Origin of the sequence: Pseudomonas sp. B21-053 (assembly GCF_026016365.1) — a bacterium.
Taxonomy (GTDB): Bacteria; Pseudomonadota; Gammaproteobacteria; order Pseudomonadales; family Pseudomonadaceae; genus Aquipseudomonas; species Aquipseudomonas nunensis.
On record NZ_CP087205.1, the window covers coordinates 2,187,502 to 2,208,928 of the forward strand.

General features: G+C 60.0%; 13 protein-coding genes. 9 read left to right on the top strand and 4 right to left on the bottom strand.

Annotated features, from left to right (window positions below; all coding sequences use genetic code 11):
- The first annotated feature begins 139 nt into the window (after positions 1-139).
- The 3 genes from LOY68_RS10015 to LOY68_RS10025 all read left to right on the top strand — a co-directional run bounded on the left by LOY68_RS10015 (position 140) and on the right by LOY68_RS10025 (position 2,766).
- Complete coding sequence (locus LOY68_RS10015) at positions 140-847, top strand: TetR/AcrR family transcriptional regulator (RefSeq protein ID WP_105339557.1); 708 nt, start codon at positions 140-142, stop codon at positions 845-847.
- Positions 848-1,017: 170 nt separating this feature from the next.
- Positions 1,018-2,016 (top strand): beta-N-acetylhexosaminidase, encoded by a 999-nt coding sequence (nagZ, locus tag LOY68_RS10020; RefSeq protein ID WP_265045758.1) that lies wholly within the window; start codon positions 1,018-1,020, stop codon positions 2,014-2,016.
- Between the two features lie 12 nt (positions 2,017-2,028).
- Positions 2,029-2,766: an S-methyl-5'-thioinosine phosphorylase gene (locus LOY68_RS10025; protein ID WP_163909241.1), complete on the top strand. Its 738-nt coding sequence runs from the start codon at positions 2,029-2,031 to the stop codon at positions 2,764-2,766.
- Between the two features lie 42 nt (positions 2,767-2,808).
- Here the strand turns inward: LOY68_RS10025 and LOY68_RS10030 are convergent, their stop codons facing one another.
- Positions 2,809-3,045 (bottom strand): hypothetical protein, encoded by a 237-nt coding sequence (locus LOY68_RS10030; protein WP_265044305.1) that lies wholly within the window; start codon positions 3,043-3,045, stop codon positions 2,809-2,811.
- A gap of 21 nt (positions 3,046-3,066) precedes the next feature.
- Here LOY68_RS10030 and LOY68_RS10035 point away from each other — a divergent pair, with 21 nt between their 5' ends.
- On the top strand, positions 3,067-6,105 hold the full coding sequence (locus LOY68_RS10035) for a DEAD/DEAH box helicase (protein WP_265044306.1): 3,039 nt from the start codon (positions 3,067-3,069) through the stop codon (positions 6,103-6,105).
- Positions 6,106-6,229: 124 nt separating this feature from the next.
- On the opposite strand, the gene LOY68_RS10040 is transcribed toward LOY68_RS10035, so the two are convergent.
- The 3 genes from LOY68_RS10040 to mfd are packed head-to-tail and all read right to left on the bottom strand — an operon-like array spanning position 6,230 to position 12,961.
- Positions 6,230-8,923 (bottom strand): DEAD/DEAH box helicase, encoded by a 2,694-nt coding sequence (locus tag LOY68_RS10040; protein WP_265044307.1) that lies wholly within the window; start codon positions 8,921-8,923, stop codon positions 6,230-6,232.
- Between the two features lie 11 nt (positions 8,924-8,934).
- Positions 8,935-9,501, bottom strand: a complete 567-nt coding sequence (locus LOY68_RS10045; protein WP_163909244.1) for a CsiV family protein — start codon at positions 9,499-9,501, stop codon at positions 8,935-8,937.
- 10 nt (positions 9,502-9,511) lie between these two features.
- Positions 9,512-12,961, bottom strand: coding sequence for a transcription-repair coupling factor (gene mfd, locus LOY68_RS10050; protein ID WP_265044309.1), 3,450 nt, complete (start codon positions 12,959-12,961; stop codon positions 9,512-9,514).
- 364 nt (positions 12,962-13,325) lie between these two features.
- Here mfd and LOY68_RS10055 point away from each other — a divergent pair, with 364 nt between their 5' ends.
- The 5 genes from LOY68_RS10055 (at position 13,326) to LOY68_RS10075 (ending at position 21,406) form a co-directional block, all read left to right on the top strand.
- A complete protein-coding gene (locus LOY68_RS10055) occupies positions 13,326-14,789 on the top strand; it encodes a glyceraldehyde-3-phosphate dehydrogenase (RefSeq protein ID WP_054054272.1) in 1,464 nt (487 codons plus the stop codon).
- Positions 14,790-15,355: 566 nt separating this feature from the next.
- Positions 15,356-16,561 carry an HlyD family secretion protein gene (locus tag LOY68_RS10060; RefSeq protein ID WP_265044311.1) on the top strand — a complete coding sequence of 402 codons (1,206 nt, stop codon included), beginning with the start codon at positions 15,356-15,358 and terminating at the stop codon, positions 16,559-16,561.
- Positions 16,558-17,802 carry a hypothetical protein gene (locus LOY68_RS10065; protein WP_163909247.1) on the top strand — a complete coding sequence of 415 codons (1,245 nt, stop codon included), beginning with the start codon at positions 16,558-16,560 and terminating at the stop codon, positions 17,800-17,802. Before LOY68_RS10060 ends, LOY68_RS10065 begins: the two co-directional genes overlap by 4 nt.
- Position 17,803: 1 nt before the next feature.
- Positions 17,804-19,957, top strand: coding sequence for a glycosyltransferase family 2 protein (locus LOY68_RS10070; RefSeq protein ID WP_265044313.1), 2,154 nt, complete (start codon positions 17,804-17,806; stop codon positions 19,955-19,957).
- 21 nt (positions 19,958-19,978) lie between these two features.
- Entirely contained in the window at positions 19,979-21,406 is a 1,428-nt protein-coding gene (locus tag LOY68_RS10075) for an efflux transporter outer membrane subunit (protein WP_265044314.1), read from the top strand.
- Positions 21,407-21,427 lie beyond the last annotated feature (21 nt).

Here is a 21,427-nt window from a genome sequence, read left to right on the forward strand (position 1 = left end):
GTCAGTCAGCTCGCTGATTAACGACGCAGAGTTGTATGGTTAAATAGCTGACCGACCATTCCCAAAACGAACCGGCAGGCTTGACATTGCACAGGCTGAAACGTATGTTTCAAACAAGTGTTTGTCAGGCGGAGTAGCCATGGCCCAGTCGGAAACCGTTGAACGCATTCTCGATGCTGCCGAGCAGTTGTTCGCGGAAAAAGGTTTCGCCGAAACCTCGTTGCGTTTGATCACCAGCAAGGCCGGGGTCAATCTGGCGGCGGTGAACTATCATTTCGGCTCCAAGAAGGCGCTGATCCAGGCGGTGTTCTCGCGCTTTCTCGGGCCGTTCTGCATCAGCCTCGATAAAGAGCTGGAGCGGCGTCAGGCCAAGCCGGAAAACAAGCCGACGCTTGAAGAGCTGCTGGAAATCCTCGTCGAGCAAGCCCTGGTGGTTCAGCCACGCAGCGGCAACGATCTCTCTATTTTCATGCGATTGCTGGGCCTGGCTTTCAGTCAGAGCCAAGGGCACTTGCGTCGTTATCTGGAAGACATGTACGGCAAGGTGTTCCGCCGCTACATGATGCTGGTCAACGAAGCCGCGCCGCGTATTCCACCCATCGAACTGTTCTGGCGCGTGCACTTCATGCTCGGCGCCGCCGCGTTCAGCATGTCTGGGATCAAGGCCTTGCGGGCGATTGCCGAGACCGATTTCGGTGTCAACACCTCTATCGAGCAGGTGATGCGCCTGATGGTGCCGTTCCTGGCCGCTGGCATGCGGGCCGAAACCGGCGTCACCGATACCGCCATGGCCACTGCGCAATTGCGTCCGCGCAGTAAATCGACTCCGGTTGCCGCCAAGGTTTAACCGCACACGGGTGGGCGCGGCAGCTGACATCCGCTAAGCTAGCCGCCCATGCCGACTCTCGTTCTGAACCCGTTTCCCACTGAATACGCCGACCTGCCGGGCACAGCCCACGGCGGCGAACAGGTGCGGGCCGGGTTTATTGTTTTCAAGGAATCCCTATGACTGCTGGCCTGCAAGGCTCGTTGATGGTGGACGTCGCCGGTACCTGGCTGACGGCCGAAGATCGCCAATTGTTGCGCCAGCCCGAAGTGGGCGGCCTGATCATTTTTGCCCGCAACATCGAGCACCCACGCCAGGTGCGTGAGCTGAGCGCCGCGATTCGCGCGATTCGTCCTGATCTGCTGCTGGCGGTAGACCAAGAGGGCGGGCGGGTTCAGCGTCTGCGCCAGGGCTTCGTGCGCCTGCCGGCCATGCGCGCCATCGCCGACAACCCGAACGCCGAATACCTGGCCGAGCAGTGCGGCTGGATCATGGCCACCGAAGTCCTCGCCGTCGGCCTCGACCTGAGCTTCGCCCCGGTGCTGGACCTGGATTACCAGCGCAGCGCCGTGGTCGGCACCCGCTCGTTCGAAGGCAATCCCGAGCGCGCAGCCTTGCTCGCCGGGGCCTTCATTCGCGGCATGAACAGCGCTGGGATGGCCGCCACTGGTAAGCATTTCCCGGGTCACGGTTGGGCCGAGGCAGACTCCCACGTCGCCATCCCGAATGACGAGCGCAGCCTCGAAGAAATCCGCGCCAACGACCTGGTGCCGTTCGCTCGATTGAGCAAGCAATTGGCCGCGGTCATGCCGGCCCACGTTATTTATCCACAGGTCGATTCCCAACCAGCCGGTTTTTCCCGGCGCTGGTTGCAGGAGATCCTGCGCGGTGAGCTGCAGTTCGATGGCGTCATCTTTAGTGACGATCTTTCCATGGCCGGCGCCCATGTAGTCGGCGATGCTGCCAGCCGCATCGAAGCTGCGCTGACCGCCGGTTGTGACATGGGCCTGGTGTGCAACGACCGCGCCGCTGCGGAACTGGCCCTGAGCGCCGCCCAGCGCATGAAGGTCAAGCCGTCGCCACGTATTGCGCGGATGCGCGGGCAGTCGTTCGCCGGCACCGAGTACCGCCAGGATCCGCGCTGGCTCACCGCTGTCGGCGCGCTTAAAGAAGCTCAACTGATTGAATAAGGACTTTTCGTTATGACGGTTTACGCGATCATCGGTGGTACCGGCCTGACTCAACTGGAAGGCCTGAATATTCGTCAATCACTGGCGGTGGACACGCCTTACGGCCCACCTTCGGCCGAAGTGCAGATCGGCGTGTACGCCGGCAAGGAAGTCCTGTTCCTCGCGCGTCACGGTCACCCGCACCGTTTGCCACCGCATCAGGTGAACTACCGCGCCAACCTCTGGGCGCTGAAGCAGGCCGGGGCCGAAGCGATTCTCGCGGTCAATGCCGTAGGCGGGATTCATGCCGCGATGGGCACCGGGCATTTCTGCGTACCTCATCAACTGATCGACTACACCAGCGGTCGCGAGCACACCTATTTTGCCGGTGACCTGGAGCAGGTCACCCACATCGATTTCAGCTACCCCTACAGCGAGCCGTTGCGTCAGCAGTTGATCGCCGCATTGGCGGCAGAAGGCGTCGGCTACAGCAGTCATGGCGTGTACGCCTGCACCCAAGGGCCTCGCCTGGAAACCGTCGCTGAAATTGCGCGGCTGGAACGTGACGGCTGCGACATCGTCGGCATGACCGGCATGCCGGAAGCGGCACTGGCCCGTGAGCTGGAGCTGGATTACGCCTGCCTCGCGCTGGTGGTGAACCCGGCGGCGGGCAAGTCCACGGCGGTGATCACCATGGCCGAGATCGAACAGGCGTTGCATGACGGGATGGGCAAGGTGAAGTCGACGTTGGCGCGGGTGCTGGCGGGTTGAGTTTCAGCGGCCAGAGCAAGTGCCTGGCCGATTTTCTGAGTTTTAAACGGCGTTGATTTCATGACGACAATTACTGAGCAGCTTCATGCGCCAACCTGGGCAGAGGTGTTCAGTCATCGTGCTCTGGAAAAGGCCCGCAGGTACGCGGATGAGGATCGTGTAACGATCGATCAGATCGACGACTTCGCGATCATTGCAGCGTGCATAGGCTCCGAAAATCAGCAGTACCAGCAGGTCATCGAGCTCACCACAGATCATCGTGGGCAAGCGCGGCTGCAATGTGTCTGTTCCTGCCCGGTCATGTTCAACTGCAAACACTGCGCCGCAGTTATTTATCACCTGCTGGATCAACGCGATAAACCTTCCGAAAGCACCGCCCAGGTCCACCTGAGTCGCGAGCTGGAACGCTGGCTCGACGGTATTCCTGCTACGGGAAAAACGCCCGATGAGCCAGCGCTGGGGACGAATACGCGCCTGGTCTACCGGCTCAAGGCCACTCCCGCTGCAGGGAAGTGGACGCTGGAAATTTTCAAGGCCCGCCAACTCAAGGGCGGCGTCTTGCAAGACCTCAAGCCGGTGTACTCGTTATCGGAAATGCTGCTGCGCCAACCCGGCTATCTGGCGGAACTGGACCTTCGGATCGCCAGGCTGTTGGTGGCCATTCACTCCCATCACGCCTATTACGGCGGCTACCCCTTGGAAGGCAGCAGTGGCGCTGAACTCCTGGAGATGTTGCTGCGTACCGCGCGGCTGTTCCTCGATTTCGAGCAGCCGCCCCTGGCTTCGGGAGCGAAGAGGGCAGGTCGGTTTGCCTGGGCCGAACAAGCCAACGGCAGTTTTCGGCCTCAATGGAGCAGCGACGAAGTCGAGCCGGAAACGGTACTGGCCATTGAACCCTTGTACTACCTTGACCGCGAGCGACTGCAAGTCGGAACCTTGTTCACCGAACAGGATGAAAAACTGGCGTGTCATTTGACCTTGGCGCCGGATATTCCGGCGCGTCAGGCGATGCAGTTCAGCCATCGGATGAGTTCCGCGACGCAAGTGGCCCCGCCGCACCAACTGACGGAACGGGTGGTCGATGACATTTTTCCCACGGCGCACCTGACGCTCAACAGCGGTAAACGCTACAAGAACTGGAAGTATGAGGCGGAGCACCGTGCCACGCTGGCGTTCACCTACGACGGGCACCCGGCCACGGACCGAAACCCCGAAGTGTTGATCCTTTCCGGCACCGAAACCCAGCGTATCCAGCGCAAGCCGGCCGCCGAAAAAGCCCTGCGCCAGGCCCTGCAAAAACACGGTTTTAAAAAGGCTACGATTAAAAGCAGCGTGGACCGCCCGGGCGAAATGTTCGCGTTGCCGGATGATTCGGCCTGGCTTGCCTTTGTGCAGGAAGGAATCCCGCTGCTGCGTAAGGCAAATTGGCACGTCGATATCAGCCATGCCTTTCACTTCAATGTGCAGCCGGTAGAGCAGTGGTATGCCGATGTTGAGGAAGAGTCGGCGCACCAGTGGTTTGATCTGCAACTGGGCATCGTGGTCAACGGCGAGCGTCACAGCCTGCTGCCGATCTTGCTGCATTTGCTGCGCAGCCAGCCACAGTTGCTCGATCCTGCCAGTCTGGCCAAGCGCAACGATGACGAACAACTGTTGATCGAGCTTGGCGGTTCCACGGCGCATGTGAAAGTTGCTCTGCCCTATGGCCGCATCAAACCGCTGATGGCCACGCTCGGCGAGTTGTACCTGGGCTCGCATGAGGGCGACTCGTTGCGTTTGACTGCCCCGGATGCCGCGCGGTTGAGTGCGCTGGAAGGTGTGCCGCTGGTTTGGCAGGGCGGTGAACGCCTGCGCAGTTTTGCCAAGCGTCTACGGGAGTCGACTCATGCGCATGTCCCTGCGCCCGAGGGCCTGAACGCAACGCTGCGCCCGTATCAGCTTGAAGGCCTGAACTGGATGCAAACCCTGCGCGAGCTGGGGGTCGGCGGCATCCTCGGCGACGACATGGGGCTGGGTAAAACCCTGCAAACCCTGGCACATCTGCTGACGGAAAAGCAGGCCGGCCGCCTTGATCGCCCGGCACTGGCGGTGATGCCCACCAGCCTGATCCCCAACTGGCTCGACGAGTCACTGCGCTTTACTCCGCAATTGAAGGTCTTGGCGTTGCATGGCTCGGCACGGCAGAAAGACTTCACCAGCCTGGCCGAATACGACCTGGTGTTGACCACTTACGCGCTGTTACCTAGGGACTTGGAGGTTTTGCAGGCGCAGGTCTGGAGCGTGCTGATTCTTGATGAGGCGCAGAACATCAAGAACCCGGTCAGTAAAGCCGCTCAAGCTGCCCGTGATCTGCAAGCCCGTCAGCGATTGTGTCTGTCCGGCACGCCGCTGGAAAACCACCTCGGCGAGTTGTGGTCGCAGTTTCACTTTTTGCTGCCCGGTTGGCTGGGCGACAGCAAAACCTTCAATCGCGACTACCGCACACCCATCGAGAAACACGGCAACAGCGAGCGGATGCAGCATCTGACAGCCCGGATCAAACCGTTTCTGCTACGTCGCAAGAAAGACCAGGTGGCCACCGAATTGCCGCCGAAAACCGAAATCGTGCATTGGGTTGATCTCAGCGATGGGCAGCGGGATGTTTATGAAACCGTGCGCGTGGCGATGGACAAGAAGGTGCGCGACGAAATCGCTCGCAGCGGAGTGGGGCGCAGTCAAATCATCATCCTCGACGCGCTGCTCAAGCTGCGTCAGGTCTGTTGCGATCTACGCCTGATCAAGATGACGCTCACGGCCAAGGCCCTGCGCTCGGGCAGCGGGAAACTGGTCAGCTTGATGGAGATGCTGGAAGAATTGCTCAGTGAAGGCCGCAAGATTCTGCTGTTTTCGCAGTTCACTTCGATGCTGGCCTTGATTGAAGAGGAGTTGCAGCAGCGTGGTGTTGGCTATTCCTTGCTGACCGGTGAAACCACGGATCGACGTGCGCCGGTGAAGGATTTCCAGAGCGGTAAAGTCCCGCTGTTTCTGATTAGCCTGAAGGCCGGTGGCACAGGTCTGAACCTGACCGCTGCGGACACCGTGATCCATTTCGATCCATGGTGGAACCCGGCGGTGGAAAACCAGGCGACCGACCGGGCCTACCGCATTGGGCAAAACAAACCGGTGTTCGTCTACAAGTTGATTGCCCGAGGCACGGTGGAAGAAAAAATCCAGGCGTTGCAGCAGGAGAAGGCCGCGTTGGCCGGGGCAGTGCTTGAAGGCGGGACAACGGGTGGGTTGAAGCTTGAACAGAGTGATATTGAGGCGCTGTTTGCGCCGTTGCCCCATCTCAAATCCTGATACATGGTTCCTTCAGTGATGGCCTCTTCGCGGGCAAGCCTCGCTCCTACAGGTTTGAGGTTGCTCGCAAACCCTGTAGGAGCGAGGCTTGCCCGCGAAGGCTATTGACCAGGCACCGCTAATCTCAACGCTTCTCCAACTTATCCGGCAACGGCGCAAACAACGCCTCGATATCATCATTCTGCAACTTCCAGTCCCCAGCCGAGCGCCCATCCAGTACGCCCGCCGCCAGGTCGGACTTTTCCTTTTGCAGATGCTGAATCTTCTCTTCCACCGTGCCCCGGGCGATCAGCTTGTAGACGAACACCGGTTTTTCCTGGCCGATGCGATACGCGCGGTCGGTCGCCTGGTTTTCTGTCGCCGGGTTCCACCACGGGTCATAGTGAATCACCGTATCGGCTTCGGTCAGGTTCAAGCCCACGCCGCCAGCCTTCAAACTGATCAGAAAGATCTGACGCTTGCCGCTCTGGAAGTCCTTCACCGGTGCGCGGCGGTCGCGGGTTTGCCCGGTCAGGATTGCGTACTCAACGCCGCGTTTCTTCAGTTCGTCCTCGATCAACGCCAGCATCGACGTGAACTGCGAGAACAGCAAAATCCGCCGACCTTCTTCGAACAGCTCCTCCAGCATCTCCATCAAACTGTCGAGCTTGCCAGACGTGCTGCCGCGAGTGGGCAGGACGGCGTCATTGACCAGACGCAGATCGCAGCAGACCTGACGTAACTTCAACAAAGCCTCAAGAATGATGATCTGACTGCGCGCGACGCCTTTGCGGGTGATCTCGTCGCGAACTTTTTTGTCCATGGCCAGGCGCATGGTTTCGTACACGTCGCGCTGGGCTTCGTTGAGGTCCACCCAATGGATGATCTCGGTTTTCGGTGGCAATTCGGTCGCGACTTGCTCTTTGGTCCTGCGCAGCAGAAACGGTTTGATCCGACCGTTCAGGTGCTGAAGCCTGACTTCGCTGCCGCGCTTTTCAATCGGCACCCGGTAATCGCGATTGAAGCTTTTTACATCGCCGAGCCAGCCGGGCAGCAGGAAGTGGAACAGCGACCACAGCTCGCCCAAGTGGTTTTCCAGCGGTGTGCCGCTCAGGCACAGGCGTTGCCGTGCATTCAGTTCGCGGGCAGCCTGGGCAGCCTTGCTGTTGGGGTTCTTGATGTACTGCGCTTCATCCAGGACCAACACGTGCAGCGGCACGGCGGCCAGGGTTTCAACGTCCTTGGGCAGCAGCGCGTAGGTGGTCAGGATCAGGTCGTAATCGGTCAGGTTCGCGAAGTGCTTTTTGCGGCTGGCACCGTACAGCGCCAGCACTTTGAGCTTCGGCGTAAAGTGCGCCGCTTCGTCGAGCCAGTTGGGGATCAGGCTGGTGGGCATCACCACCATGCACGGGCGGTCGAGGCGTCCGGCGATTTTCTCGCTGAGAATATGCGCCAGGGTCTGTAGGGTTTTACCCAAGCCCATGTCATCCGCGAGAATCCCGCCGACTTCCAGTTGCCGCAACGATTGCATCCAGCTCAAGCCTTCGAGCTGATACGGCCGCAACGTCGCGTTCAAACCCTCCGGCGCGACCGTAGTGAAGTCTTTGATGTCCCGCAGGCGCTGGGCAAAGGTGCGGATCTGCTCGCCGCCTTCCCACAGCAACGGCATGCCTTCCAGCGGATTCAGTCGCGTGGCGTCGGCCTTGCTCAGGCGCAGCGTGGTTTCGCCGGGCTCTTGCAGATAAAACTCGCCCAGAGTCGCCAGCACCGGTTTCAAACGACCGAAGGGCAGGGCAACCTGCAGCGGACCGTACTCGGAGTTCGGGCGGTTCGGGATGTTCACCAGGATCAGCTCGTCGTCGCGACGTCGGGACAGGCGTTCCGGGTTGAGAATCTCGGTGTGCGAGCGCATCAGGTTCAACAGGATCGGCAGCAAGCTCAGCCGCTCACCGTTGACGATGATCCCCAGCTCCAGATCAAACCAGTCGCGTTCCGGCGCTTGCTCGACGGTGGCGTACCAATCGTCCACGGCGGTCAGGTCGAAACCGAATTCCTCGTCGATCTGCAACTCCCAGCCCTGGGTGCGCAGCTTCGGCAGTTCATTGAGGGTGAACGTCAGCCAAGCGCTGTCGTTGACCATCTCGAACAGCTCGCCGGCACTTTCCGGCAAGGCCTTGCTTTGCCGGGTGGCGATCTTGAAGCCGAGGATTCGTAGTTGTTCCCTGTAGGCCTGTTCGACTTCCGGGTGACGTTTTATCCGTAATGTCTGTGTTTCCTGGCGAATCAGCACGTCGGCATTCTTCTGCCCGGACACGTATTCATCCAGATAACTGAAGGACAGCGCCGCGCGATGCTGGATATAGCGCTGCATCTTGCCGTTGCGCGGTTCGAAAGCGCTGAACTCGATGCTCGCCAGCCACAGGCGCGGCACCGGTTGCACGTTATCCACCAGCACTTGTGGCGGCGCCTTCGGGCTACGGTTTTCCAGTACGGCCTGGAGTTTTTCCAGCAGTTCGGCATCTTGCGCGGCGGCAGGATAGGCCAGGGTTTCCTGGACTTTGAGCAGCACCGCCGCGCAATGTTTGCAGTTGCTGTGGACCGGGCACGTGCAGCTGGCGTCGATCATCAGCAGCGTGCCTTTGGCTGACTCGCGCAGGCGAATGGTCTGACGGTAAACGTTACCGCCCGAGCCTTCGCAGGCAGCGATGATCGTGGCGTCGCCAGCCTCGACGATCCTGACGCGGTTTTCCAAAGCGTAGCGACGGCCGCGCTCCAGGCTCTGTTCCTTGAATCGGCTGACCCAGGAAGGTCCCAGGGGTTTGCTCAGGGTCGCAGACATAAGGACGTCAATCAGTCCGGAATTTCATCGGGGACTGGCCGAGGCGCAGGGGCGGTCAGCGACGTGATCTTGATCAACAGGCCGAGGTGGCCATTGTCGAGGAAGTTCAGCTGGCCGTTCTTGGTGTGGCTTTCCTGCTTCAGGCGTTCGCTGGCGGTGACCATGCCGTTGGCATCGATCTGGTTGACCCAAAAGTCTGCGTCAACATCGGTGAAGCGTCCCAGTTTCAGGTTCAGCGTGCCCTCGATCGGGAACTGACCGAACTGTTCTGTGCCGTCACTGATTGCAACTTTGCTTTCGGTTTCACCCAAGGTCTGTTGCCAAGCCTTGTGCAGCAACACGGTGTAATCATTGCTGGCGGTGAGTTTCTCCACTTCGCCATTGAGGCTTGGCGTGCGCTGGCTGTCGGGGCTGAGGCGTTGTGCGCCGGCAGCCCAGTCTTCCGGCGCGGCGCGGCTGACGATGGCAGGCACGGCGTTCTGCCGGACCAGAATCATTTCGACCTGATACAGATCATCGGCAAACGCCGAAGGAGCAATCAGCGTCATCAACAAAGTCAGCGAGCGAAACAGGCGCATACGGCGTCCTTCAAGCAGTTTTCGGGAGGAGGCGCTCAAACAGCGCCTCTACAGTATTAAAGCGCTCTTCCGGGCGCTCCATCGGCACCATGAACTTGAACATCGTGGCGCCTTCGAATTTGTAGCGTTTGGGTTGGCTCTGGATCAGTTTGATCAGCGTCAACGGGTCGACCGGCGTCTGGGCGGCGAACTCGATTCGGCCACCTTGCGGGCCGCCGTCGACTTTCTTGATGCCCAGTTGTTCGGCCTGCAACTTCAGCAGGGTGATGCGTACCAGATTCTTGGTCGGCTCCGGCAACAGGCCGAAACGGTCGATCATCTCCACTTGCAGGTCTTTGAGACCTTCTTCGTCGGTGGCCGAGGCGATGCGTTTGTACAGAATCAAACGGGCGTGAACGTCCGGCAAGTAGTCCTCGGGAATCAACGCCGGTACGCGCAAGTTGACTTCCGGGCCACCGCCGAGCGGCTGGTCGAGGTTCGGTTGTTCGCCCTTGCGGATCGACTTCACTGCGCGCTCGAGCATTTCCATGTACAGCGTGAAGCCGACAGCCTGGATTTGCCCGCTCTGACCGTCGCCCAGCAGTTCGCCGGCGCCACGGATTTCCAGGTCGTTGGTGGCGAGCACGAAGCCCGCGCCGAGGTCCTGGGTGTTGGCGATTGCTTCCAGACGCTTTTCGGCGTCGCCAGTGATTTGCTGGCGCGGCGGGGTCAGCAGATACGCGTAAGCCTGGTGGTGACTGCGACCGACCCGGCCGCGCAACTGGTGCAACTGTGCCAGGCCGAACTTGTCCGCACGCTCGATGATGATGGTGTTGGCGCTCGGCACGTCGATGCCGGTTTCGATGATGGTCGAGGCAATCAGCACGTTGAAGCGCTTGTGGTAGAAGTCGCTCATCACCTGTTCGAGTTCGCGTTCACGCATCTGCCCGTGGCCGATGCCGATCCGCGCTTCCGGCACCAGTTCGGCGAGGTCGGCGGCGCATTTCTCGATGGTCTTCACGTCGTTGTGCAGGTAGTAGACCTGACCGCCACGCAGCAACTCACGCAGCAGGGCTTCCTTGACCGTGCTTTTGTTCTGCTCCATGACGAAGGTCCGCACCGACAGGCGACGTGCCGGCGGCGTTGCGATGATCGACAGGTCGCGCATGCCCGACACCGCCATATTCAGCGTGCGCGGAATCGGCGTGGCGGTCAGCGTCAGGATGTCGACTTCACTGCGCAGGGCCTTGAGCTGTTCCTTCTGACGCACACCAAAACGGTGCTCTTCGTCGATGATCACCAGCCCGAGGTTTTTGATTTTTACATCGTCAGACAGCAGCTTGTGCGTGCCGATCACGATGTCGATCTTGCCTTCGGCCAGCTCTGCGATGGCAGCATTCACTTCCTTGGTCGACTTGAAGCGGCTCATCACTTCCACGCTCACCGGCCAGTCGGCGAAGCGGTCGCGGAAGCTGTTGTAGTGCTGCTGGGCGAGCAGGGTGGTCGGCACCAGGATCGCCACTTGGCGACCACCGTGCACCGCGATGAATGCGGCACGCATCGCCACTTCGGTCTTGCCGAAACCCACGTCGCCGCAGACCAGTCGGTCCATCGGTTTAGGCGCGAGCATGTCGGCGCGTACGGCGTCGATGGTGGTCTGCTGGTCCGGGGTTTCTTCGAACGGGAAGCCGGCACTGAACGTTGCGTAGTCGGCTTTCGGGTCGGCAAAGGCATAACCTTCGCGGGCGGCGCGGCGGGCATAGATGTCGAGCAACTCGGCGGCGACGTCGCGCACTTGTTCGGCGGCTTTGCGCTTGGCTTTCTGCCAGGTCTCGGAGCCGAGACGGTGCAGCGGGGCGAGTGCATCGTCGCTGCCGGTGTAACGAGCGATCAGATGCAGGTTGGCCACCGGCACATACAGCTTGGCGCCTTCAGCGTATTGCAGAGTCAGGAACTCGGCGGCCTGGTCGTCGATTTCCAGGGTCGCGAGTCCGAGGTAGCGGCCGACGCCGTGATCGATGTGCACCACCGGCGCACCTTCGCGCAACTCGGTGAGGTTTTTGATCACTGCATCGTTATTACCGTCGGCGCGTTTTTCGCGACGACGACGTTGCATCACCCGTTGCCCGAACAACGGGCTTTCGGCGATCAGCGCCAGTGCCGGATCGTCCAGCATCAAGCCTTCGTCCAGCGGCGCAATGGTGATCGCCAGACGATCCTTGCTCGCGACAAAGTCTGGCCAGCTGTCGACGGTTTTCGGCCGCAGCTTCAGGCGTTCGAGCAATTCCAGCAGCACTTCACGACGGCCCGCCGACTCGGCGGTAAACAGCACGCGACCGGGGAATTCGTCGAGGAAACCGGCCAGCGCAGCGAGTGGCTGGGTGGCCTTGGCTTCGATCGCCAGGTTCGGCAACAGCTGCGCCGGGAAGCGTTCGCGGCCGACGCCGGTTTCCACGTCTTGTTGACTGGCCACGACGCGCGGCCAGTTCTTCAGGCGCGCGAAGCAGTCTTCCACCGGCAAGAACAATTCGGCGGGCGGTAATAAAGGACGAGAAGGATCGACGCGGCGCTCTTCATAGCGATTGCGCACGTCGTTCCAGAAGTTCTCGGCGGCTTGTTCGATACCCGGCAGCGAAAACACCTGGGTGTCTTGCGGCAGGTAATCGAACAGGGTCGAGGTTTCATCGAAGAACAGCGGCAGGTAGTACTCGATACCGGCCGGCGTAATCCCGCTGCTCAGATCCTGAAAGATCGGGCAGCGCCGGAAGTCCACGTCGAAACGTTCGCGGAAGCGCGCCTTGAAACGCGTGACCGCATCCTTTTGCAGGGGGAATTCCCGCGCCGGGAGCAGGCGAACGGTGTCGACCTTGTCGATGGAGCGCTGGTTGTCCGGATCGAAAGTGCGCAGGGTCTCGATTTCGTCGTCGAACAGGTCGATCCGAAATGGCAGTTTGCTGCCCATCGGGAACAGGTCGATCAGCGAACCACGCACGGTAAATTCACCATGCTCGTACACCGTATCGACGTAGCGATAGCCACTGGCCTCGAGCCGGGTGCGCATCTGCTCGACGTCGAGCTTCTGGCCGACGTCCAGCACCAGGCTGCTGCCGAGCAGGAACTTGGTCGGCGCCAGACGATGCAATGCCGTGGTGATCGGAACCACGAGCACGCCGTGGGTCAGCTCCGGCAGCCTATATAAGCTGGCAATGCGCTGGGAGATGATGTCCTGGTGCGGCGAGAACAGGTCGTAGGGCAGGGTTTCCCAGTCGGGAAAATGCAGCACGGGCAAATCCGGGGCGAAGAAACTCAGCTCCTGTTCCAGTCGTTCAGCACTTTGGCTGTCGGCGGTCAGCAGCAGGGTAAAGCGCTTGGCAGCGCTGGCGGCCTCGGCAATGGCCAGGCTCAGGGCGGCACCGGGCAGGTTGCCCCAGTGCTGTTTACCTGCCGCGGCAGGGAGTAGCGGTAGACGCAGAACGGGCACGGAAGGTTGAGCTCCAAGCGTTGCGACAAAGTCGGTAATTGTAGCGGCCTCGGGTGCCGGCTGTCAGTTGCAGATATGTCTATTACGCGGGTTGGGCAAAATGTAGTGGTAAAGACAAAATCCAGCCGTTTTTCAGTGAAAATTGCCGATTATGTAGTGGCAAAAACAACCAGTGTTACGGATGGTTACGGACAAGGCAGCGCTACCTCCAAAAATTTGACTGCGCTGGAAGGCCCGTATTTACTGGGCTCCAGCGGGGCGTAATTTTTTTTAAGCGGAATTTGTTACGACTCGCACGACAGGCGCGCATTGCTACGAGAGGCACTCGGCGGCATAATGTAGCCCCTTTTTTCTGCCCCTACATATGTGGAAGGTTCCCGTGACTCAGAAGCCCGACCAGTGTCTTGGTGAATGGATCGACCGTGAAGCACTCGCAGAAGCGATGATTCCGCTTATCGGTCAGCTCTACCGCAATAACAACGTGGTGAGCTCGATCTATGGCCGCAGCCTGATCAACCAGTCTGTCATCGCGATTCTCAAAGCTCACCGCTTTGCTCGCCATCGCTCTACCGACGACAGCGAACTCTCCGTCCACGAAACATTCCCTCTGCTTAAAGCCATGAGCGAGCTTAAGCTCGGCGCGGCTTCGGTAGACTTGGGCAAGTTGGCGTTCAAATTCCGTAACGAAGGCAATGGCCGCACCGCCGAGCAGTTCGTCCGTGAAGAAATGGCTGACGTTGTTGGCCAGCAAAACGCTACGGCGCGCAAAGGCACCGACGTTGTCCTGTACGGCTTCGGTCGCATTGGCCGTCTGCTGGCGCGCATCCTGATCGAGAAAACCGGTGGCGGCGACGGCCTGCGTCTGCGCGCCATCGTGGTCCGCAAGGGCGCCGAGAACGATCTGGTCAAGCGCGCCAGCCTGCTGCGTCGCGATTCGGTTCATGGTTCCTTCAACGGCACCATCACCATCGATGAAGAAAACAACACCATCACCGCCAACGGCAACCTGATCCAGGTTATCTACGCGAAGAACCCGACTGAAGTGGATTACACCCAGTACGGCATCAAAGACGCACTGCTGGTGGACAACACCGGTGTATGGCGTGACGCCGAGGGCCTGGGCCAACACCTGGCTTGCCCGGGTATCGACCGCGTTGTGCTGACCGCGCCTGGCAAAGGCAAGCTGAAGAACATCGTTCACGGCATCAACCACGGCGAAATCACCGCTGACGACAAGATCGTTTCCGCGGCGTCCTGCACCACCAACGCCATCGTGCCGGTGCTGAAGGCTGTCAACGACAAGTTCGGCATCATCAACGGTCACGTTGAAACGGTTCACTCGTACACCAACGACCAGAACCTGATCGACAACTTCCACAAGGGCGATCGCCGTGGCCGTAGCGCCGCGCTGAACATGGTCATCACCGAGACCGGTGCTGCCACCGCTGCTGCCAAGGCTCTGCCTGAACTGGCCGGCAAGCTGACCGGTAACGCGATCCGCGTTCCGACGCCTAACGTGTCGATGGCCATTCTCAACCTGAACCTTGAGAAAGCCGCCACCCGTGAAGAGATGAACGAGTACCTGCGCTACATGGCGCTGCACTCCGATCTGCATAAGCAAATCGACTACGTCAACTCGCAGGAAGTGGTGTCCACCGACTTCGTTGGCTCGCGCCACGCCGGTGTTGTGGATGCTGAAGCAACCATCAGCCAAGACAACCGCGTTGTTCTGTACGTTTGGTACGACAACGAATTCGGTTACAGCTGCCAGGTAGTGCGTGTAATGGAAGACATGGCCGGGGTTAACCCGCCTGCATTCCCGCGCTAAGCTTTAGCCGCACATGAAAACGCCCCGACTTTGGTCGGGGCGTTTTTGTTTGTGCTCGAAGAAGTGTCGCTACTTATATCAATTTAATCTGTTCGGTTAGGCAGTCAGAACTATATAAAAAACGATACAAAGTTCCTCACTGTTAAAAACAATAAAATGTCTTCAAAAAATAAACAGTTGCCAGCACGCGGTCGTTAGTTGCTTGAGCTGGATCCAATATAAAATTCGGCACAATATTGGCGTCATTTATTTGTGTCATTCAAATGCTTGACAGTCCAAAGTACTGAACATAGTGTCGCCAATGACAGCGCCCGCTCTGCCTCTGGCGTTATGATTAATGTCAGTGCTGCACGCTATATAACTCTCCAAAAAGACAGGAATCCCATTCCTGCTCACATCACAATAAATCCTGATAAACAGCGTTGGCTTAGTTGCCTTCCATTGCACTCGTTCGTTCTTGCTCACCCTGCCAAGTGTGTTTCGCGGTCAAGGCCTGCTATTGCCTGACTGTTACGCAGTACGGGCTATGGCCATGTGTGTTCATGGGTCTATCGGGAGAGTTGAACATGGCTGAAGAGCGCTCAAAGTTATTGTCACTGTTGCCACGCCTGGTGGGATTGGGCGTCCTGGGGTTTATTGTCTGGCTGCTGTTGTCGACGTTGCTGATGCCGTTGGTATCGGCGTCCGCGACGCGGGCGATTTTAAATGCGCCGGTGATATTGCTGACCACCCCGATTGACGGTGTCGTCAGTTCTTTGGAAGTCAAACCCGGCACAACCTTCACGCAGGGTCAGAAAATCGCCGTGGTGGAAAACCCCCGGGCCAACCAGGAAACCTTGCTAACCCTGCAAACCCGGCGCCTGACCCTGGAACAGCAACTGTCCTCTTCCGCCAGTCAGGCCGAGCAGGATCAGCAGTATTACGAGGCGTTGGAGCGCACCAGTCAGCAATACCAAACCGCGTTCCATACCCGGCAACTCTTCACGCAAAGAGCCTTGAAGGCCGAAAGCAGTGCCGCGAATGCACGCTTGATGGACGCTCAGGAAACCGTCGAACGCAATCTCGATCTGTTTACCCAAGGCGCGGTGAGTGGTGCCGTAGTCGCTTCGTCCAAAGCTCAGTTGGCGTCCTTGCAGGGCGCGGCCGAGTCGGTGCGTTCGCAGTTGCGGATCAATGACGGCGATGTCAGCGCGGCCAATAAACAGGTGTATCTCGATCCGGATCAACTACGCATGTTCGATCTCAGTGCGCAAATGACCACCCTCAAACTCAGCCTCGATAATCAGGCGCGCAATCGGGCGACCTACCAACGTGAGCTCGATAACCTCAATCAGTTGATTGAAACCGAGCAGAACCGCGTCAAGTTGATGGCCGGCTACGACGTGGTGGCTTATTCCCCGGGCACCGTTCAGGAGTTGTTGGCGCCCCAGGGCACGCTGGTGCAGGCCGGTTCGACGCTGCTGCGCGCCACCGATTGTGGGCAGAGCTACGTGATTGCGGTCTTCCCCGAGCGCATGGCCAGCAAGATCGATCGCGACAGCGTGCTGACCGTGAAGATTCGCGGTCTCGCCGAGCCGCTCAAGGCCAGCGTGGTGCAGTTGTTGTCCAGCGCTTCGGACATTCGCGCCAACAGTTACAGCGTGCCGTTCCCGTATGCCGAACAGAATTCGGTCTACGTCGTAGGCACATTTGCCGCGGACCTCTCCGATGCTCAACGTGCCATGACCTGCAACCCGGGGTTGTGGGCGAGTGCCGAGGTGTCGCGGCCATGAATAGCGTTTTTCGAGGAATCGTCGGCGTGATCCTGATCGGCAGCGGCGCCACTGCACTCGCGGCGCAGGCACGCCCGCAACTGGTGGCGATGACCTGCGCGGCACTGGATCGGGCGGTCGCATCGCAGCCGGCCGGCCCTGTGCTGGTGGCCAGTTATCCACCGCTCAACGGGCAACCTGCGCCGATCCTGGCCTTGCGCGGGGTTGCCTTCACTTACGACAACGCCTTGGCCAGCATCGCCCTGTTTGCCTGCGGCAAGGTCGAGTCGGCGCGGCGGATTGCCGATGCGCTGGTCTTTGCCACCCACCATGACCCCGAGTACCAGGACGGTCGCTTGCGTAACGCCTATGCCGCCGGGCCGGTCGGCACTGCGCCGATGAAGCTGCCGGGTTACTGGAGCACCGAACGCAACGCCTGGAATCAGGATGCCTATCAAGTCAGTAGCGCCACCGGGAATCAGGCCTGGGCTGCGTTGGCGTTATTGGAAGCTTTTCGTCAGAGCGGTGAGGCGTCATACCTTGAAGCGGCGAAAAAAGTTCTGCACTGGTCGCAGAAAAATACCTACGACGGCCAATCCCCAGCGGGATTCAGCGGTGGCTATTACGGCTACTTTGACAAACAAACCCAGCAGAACTGGAAATCTACCGAGCACAACGTCGATTTGGCGGCCGCCTGGAGCGGGCTCAACGCCGTGGCACCGGATCAGGATTTTGCACGGCAGGCGCAGATCGCGCGGCAGTTTGTGGCGAGCCAGTGGGATGCCGGGGAAGGGCGCTTCCTGATCGGCACCGGCGCCGATGGCCAGACTTCGGACCGCGTGCGTTCGGGGCTGGACGCGCAGATCTGGCCGTTGATTGCCTTGCACGATCCACCCAAGGATTGGCGACGGGTGTTCGCCTTTATCGATCACGCCCACCGTGCGGGCGATGGCTATGGTTTCAATCGCGACCCCGACGGGTTATGGACTGAAGGCACCGCCCAGGCTGCCGCGGTCGCGCAATTGAGCGGCTTGAGTGACAAGGCGCAGCCGCTGTGGAGCGTGCTGCTCGCTCAAGAGGCAGGCAACGGTTGGCTGTTCGCGACCCCGGCACCGCGTATCAGTACCGGGTTGGCCATAGGCCCGGACTCCGTCACCAACGACTTCTTCTATTACCACCTGCCTCACTTGGGCGCCACGGCGTGGGCGGCGATTGCGGCCACGGGCGTCAATCCCTTTACCGGTTCGCTAGAGGCTGACTGACATGCAGGCACTGGACTCGTTGCAACTGCTGCAAATCAATTTCTGGACGCTGGCGGCGGTGATTCTGTTCACCTGCCTGACCCACCGCGATCAATGGGCGGCGCGCGCCGGTTTCGGCGCCGTCACCGCGTTGTTGCTGGTCAACTACGCGGCCTGGCGGATTCGCGACACCTTGCCCGACGGCCACTCCGGATTCGCCACGGTCTGGGCCTACACCTTTCTGTTCTTCGAGATGTTGGCAATCGGCTACACGCTGTTTTCCATCATCGTCATGCTCTGTCGTTCGGATCACCGTTCGCAGGCGGATGCCGGTGAACGACGATTGCGTGCCGAGGGGCGCAATGTGCCGGCAGTCGATGTGTTTATCGCCACCTACAACGAAGGCCTGGAGATCCTCGAGAAAACCATCATCGCCGCCCAGGCCATCGACTATCCCAACTTCACCATTTGGGTGCTCGACGATACCCGGCGCGACTGGTTGCGCGACTACTGCGCCGAGGTCGGCGTGCAGTACGCCCGGCGCCCGGACAATGCCCACGCCAAGGCCGGCAACCTGAATAACGGCTTGCGTCAGTCAGCGGCCGGTAGCAATGCGCCGTACATCCTGGTGCTCGACGCTGACTTTGCCCCGCAGCAGCCGATCCTGATGCGCACCCTGGGCCTGTTCGACGACCCGAGAGTCGGTCTGGTGCAAACCCCGCAGTTTTATTACAACCCCGATCCGATCCAGCACAACCTCGGCACGTCCGCGTGCTGGGTGGACGAACAGCGGGTGTTCTTCGATGTGTTCCAACCGGCCAAGGATGGCTGGGACGCGGCGTTTTGCGTCGGTACGTCCTTCGTGGTGCGGCGGGATTTGATCACCGAGATAGGCGGTTTTCCTACAGGCTCGGTGTGCGAAGACATCTACACCACCTACCGATTGCTGCAAAAGGGCTACGTCACCCGTTGGCTGAACGAGCGCCTGTCCATCGGCTTGTCCGCCGAAGGCTTGACCGAATACATCAACCAGCGTGGGCGCTGGTGCCTGGGCACGATCCAGGTCGCGTTGCTCAAGGACGGACCGTTGCGCGGCAGCGGCTACACGCTCAACGACCGATTGCATTACATCCACGGCTTGATGCACTGGTTCTCCAAGCCGTTCATTTTGATGATGCTGGTGTCACCGGTGCTGTACTGGTACTTCGGCATTGCCGGGTTTTATGCCAACCCGGTGGATTTCCTCGCCTTCGGCATGCCGGCATTGATTGCGTTCTGGGGCTACGGAACCTGGGTCACCGACCGGCGCACCTTGCCGATTTTCACCGAAGTCACGCAGATCGTTGCCTCGCTGGCCGTCACCGCGACCATTGCCAGCGCCATGATTCGTCCGTTCGGGCGGCCGTTCAAAGTCACTGCCAAAGGCCTCGACCGCTCAAAGACGATGGTGCACTGGAAGCTTTTCGGGTTCTTTTTCGCGCTGACGCTGTTCTCGCAAATCGGCGCCTACATCGCTATCAGCACCGCTGCGGCGTTTGACGGCAACATGATGTTCAACCTGTGTTGGACGGTGGTCGCGCTGGTCTACAACCTCGCGACGCTGGTGGCGTGTGTCGACCGGCCACGACTACACGGCGAAGAACGGTTTCCTTTCGATAAACCCACCGGTTTGCGCTTTGGCGGCAAGACGTTGGTCGGGCGCTTGAAGGATATTTCCCTCAGCGGCGCTTCGTTGACATGCGCCTTCGCGTCCTCGATCAAGCCAGGGTTATGCGGCCAGGTGTGGATTAACCGGCTCGGTTGGCTGGACGTCGAGGTCATGCGCAATCACGGTGCCGACCAATTGGGCTTGAGGTTTGTTGATTTTGACGAAGGGCTGCGGCGGCGCCTGATTGCGCGGCTGTTCAGCGATGCGACGATCAATGTTGTCAGCAAGGCCGAGCCGGCGCTGGCCTTCGGCACCTTGCTGCGGCGCGCGCTGCTGGGCGAAAAGAACCACGCGCCGCGTTTGCCTGCGCCCGCCAGGACATCGTCCTACGTCCCGCTGCCGCGTTGGCGGCCAGTGGTGGTCCGTTCGCGCAAGCAACCCTTGCCGCCCGTCAGTGTGTCCAGGTCGTCCGGTGTGTGGACGTTGCTTCTTTCTCCGTTGCGAGCCTTGCTCGGCCAACGCTTGTAGGTGCGCACCATGAACCGTTGCTTGCCCACTTCATACTTGATGTCGTTGTTGTTGCTCGGCGGTTGCTCGCTGGAGCCCACTTACGAAAAACCTGATGCACCCATCGATCAGCAATGGCCGGCCAATACCGCCGGCCAGTGTTGCGTCGGCAAGCAGGCGTTCGACAAGGACTGGCGCGGGTTTGTGGTCGATGACCGACTGCGTCAGTTGATCGAAATGGCCCTGACCAATAACCGCAGCTTGCGTCAGTTTGCGGCCGGCGTTGAAGAGGCGCGGGCCGGGTATGCGAGCGCCGAGTCCGGGCTGTTTCCTACGATCGGGATCGACACCTACGCCGGTCGCAGCAAGCTGCCGCCGCTGGTGCGTACGCCGGGCGGCGGCGACAGTGCCGGCAGCATCGCCAATACGTTTCAGGCGACTGGTGGTTTTACCTCCTACGAGCTGGACCTGTTCGGGCGCATCCGCAGCCAGCGCAATGCCGCCGGGGCACGTTTCGAAGCGTCCGAGGCGGACTATCAAACGGCGCGGCTGGCGCTGATCGGCGAAGTGGCCAATACCTGGCTGAGCCTCAAGGCCAATCAACATTTGCTCGATTTGGCGCAAAACACCTACCAGTCACAGGATCGTTACGGGCAATTGTTGCGCAAGAGTTTCAACCTGGGCTCCAGTGCACGGATCGATGTTCACCAGGCGGATGCACAAACCAACACCGCCGCCGTGCAGGTCAACACCTACCGCATGCAAGTGGCGCAAAACATGAATGCCTTGCGGGTGTTGGTGGGACAACCGGTGCCCGTGGGCTTGTTGCCGACCGGCCCGTTGGGTGAGCAGTTGGCAACGCTGGATGTGCCAGCCGGTTTGCCGTCGTCACTGGTGGAGCGACGTCCCGATATCATGTCGGCTGAAGCGCAGTTGCGTGCTGCCAACGCGGATATTGGTGCGGCGCGCAGTGCGTATTTTCCGACGTTCTCCCTGACCTCGGCCCTGGGCAGCCTGACCGGCGACTTTTCCCGACTGCTCAGTGGCCCGGCGGAATTCTGGTCGCTGGCGCTGGCGGGCTCGATGCCTTTGATTGATGGCGGGGCACGGCGGGCCCAGGTGGATGCCAGTCATGCGCGGTTCGACGGTCGGGCGGCGGCGTATGAGGCCACCGTGCAGAATGCCTTTCGCGAAGCCGCCGATGCCTTGAATGCCCGGCAGGAAATGCTCACGCAGGTGGAGTTTCAGAAAAAACTGGTGGGGGATTATCAAGAGGCGTATCGGCAATCGCGCTTGCGTTTCGAGGCGGGTCTGGACAGTTACTTTTCCACCATGGATGCCCAGCGTTCGTTGTTTGATGCGCAGCAGAAATGGGCACAGCTTGAGCTGGCGCGAGAGATTAATCAGGTGACGTTGTACAAGGCGTTGGGCGGGGGCTGGAATCGGTCGCTGAAGGTGGCGGATCGGTGATTTTTGGGTGTTCTGGCGGGC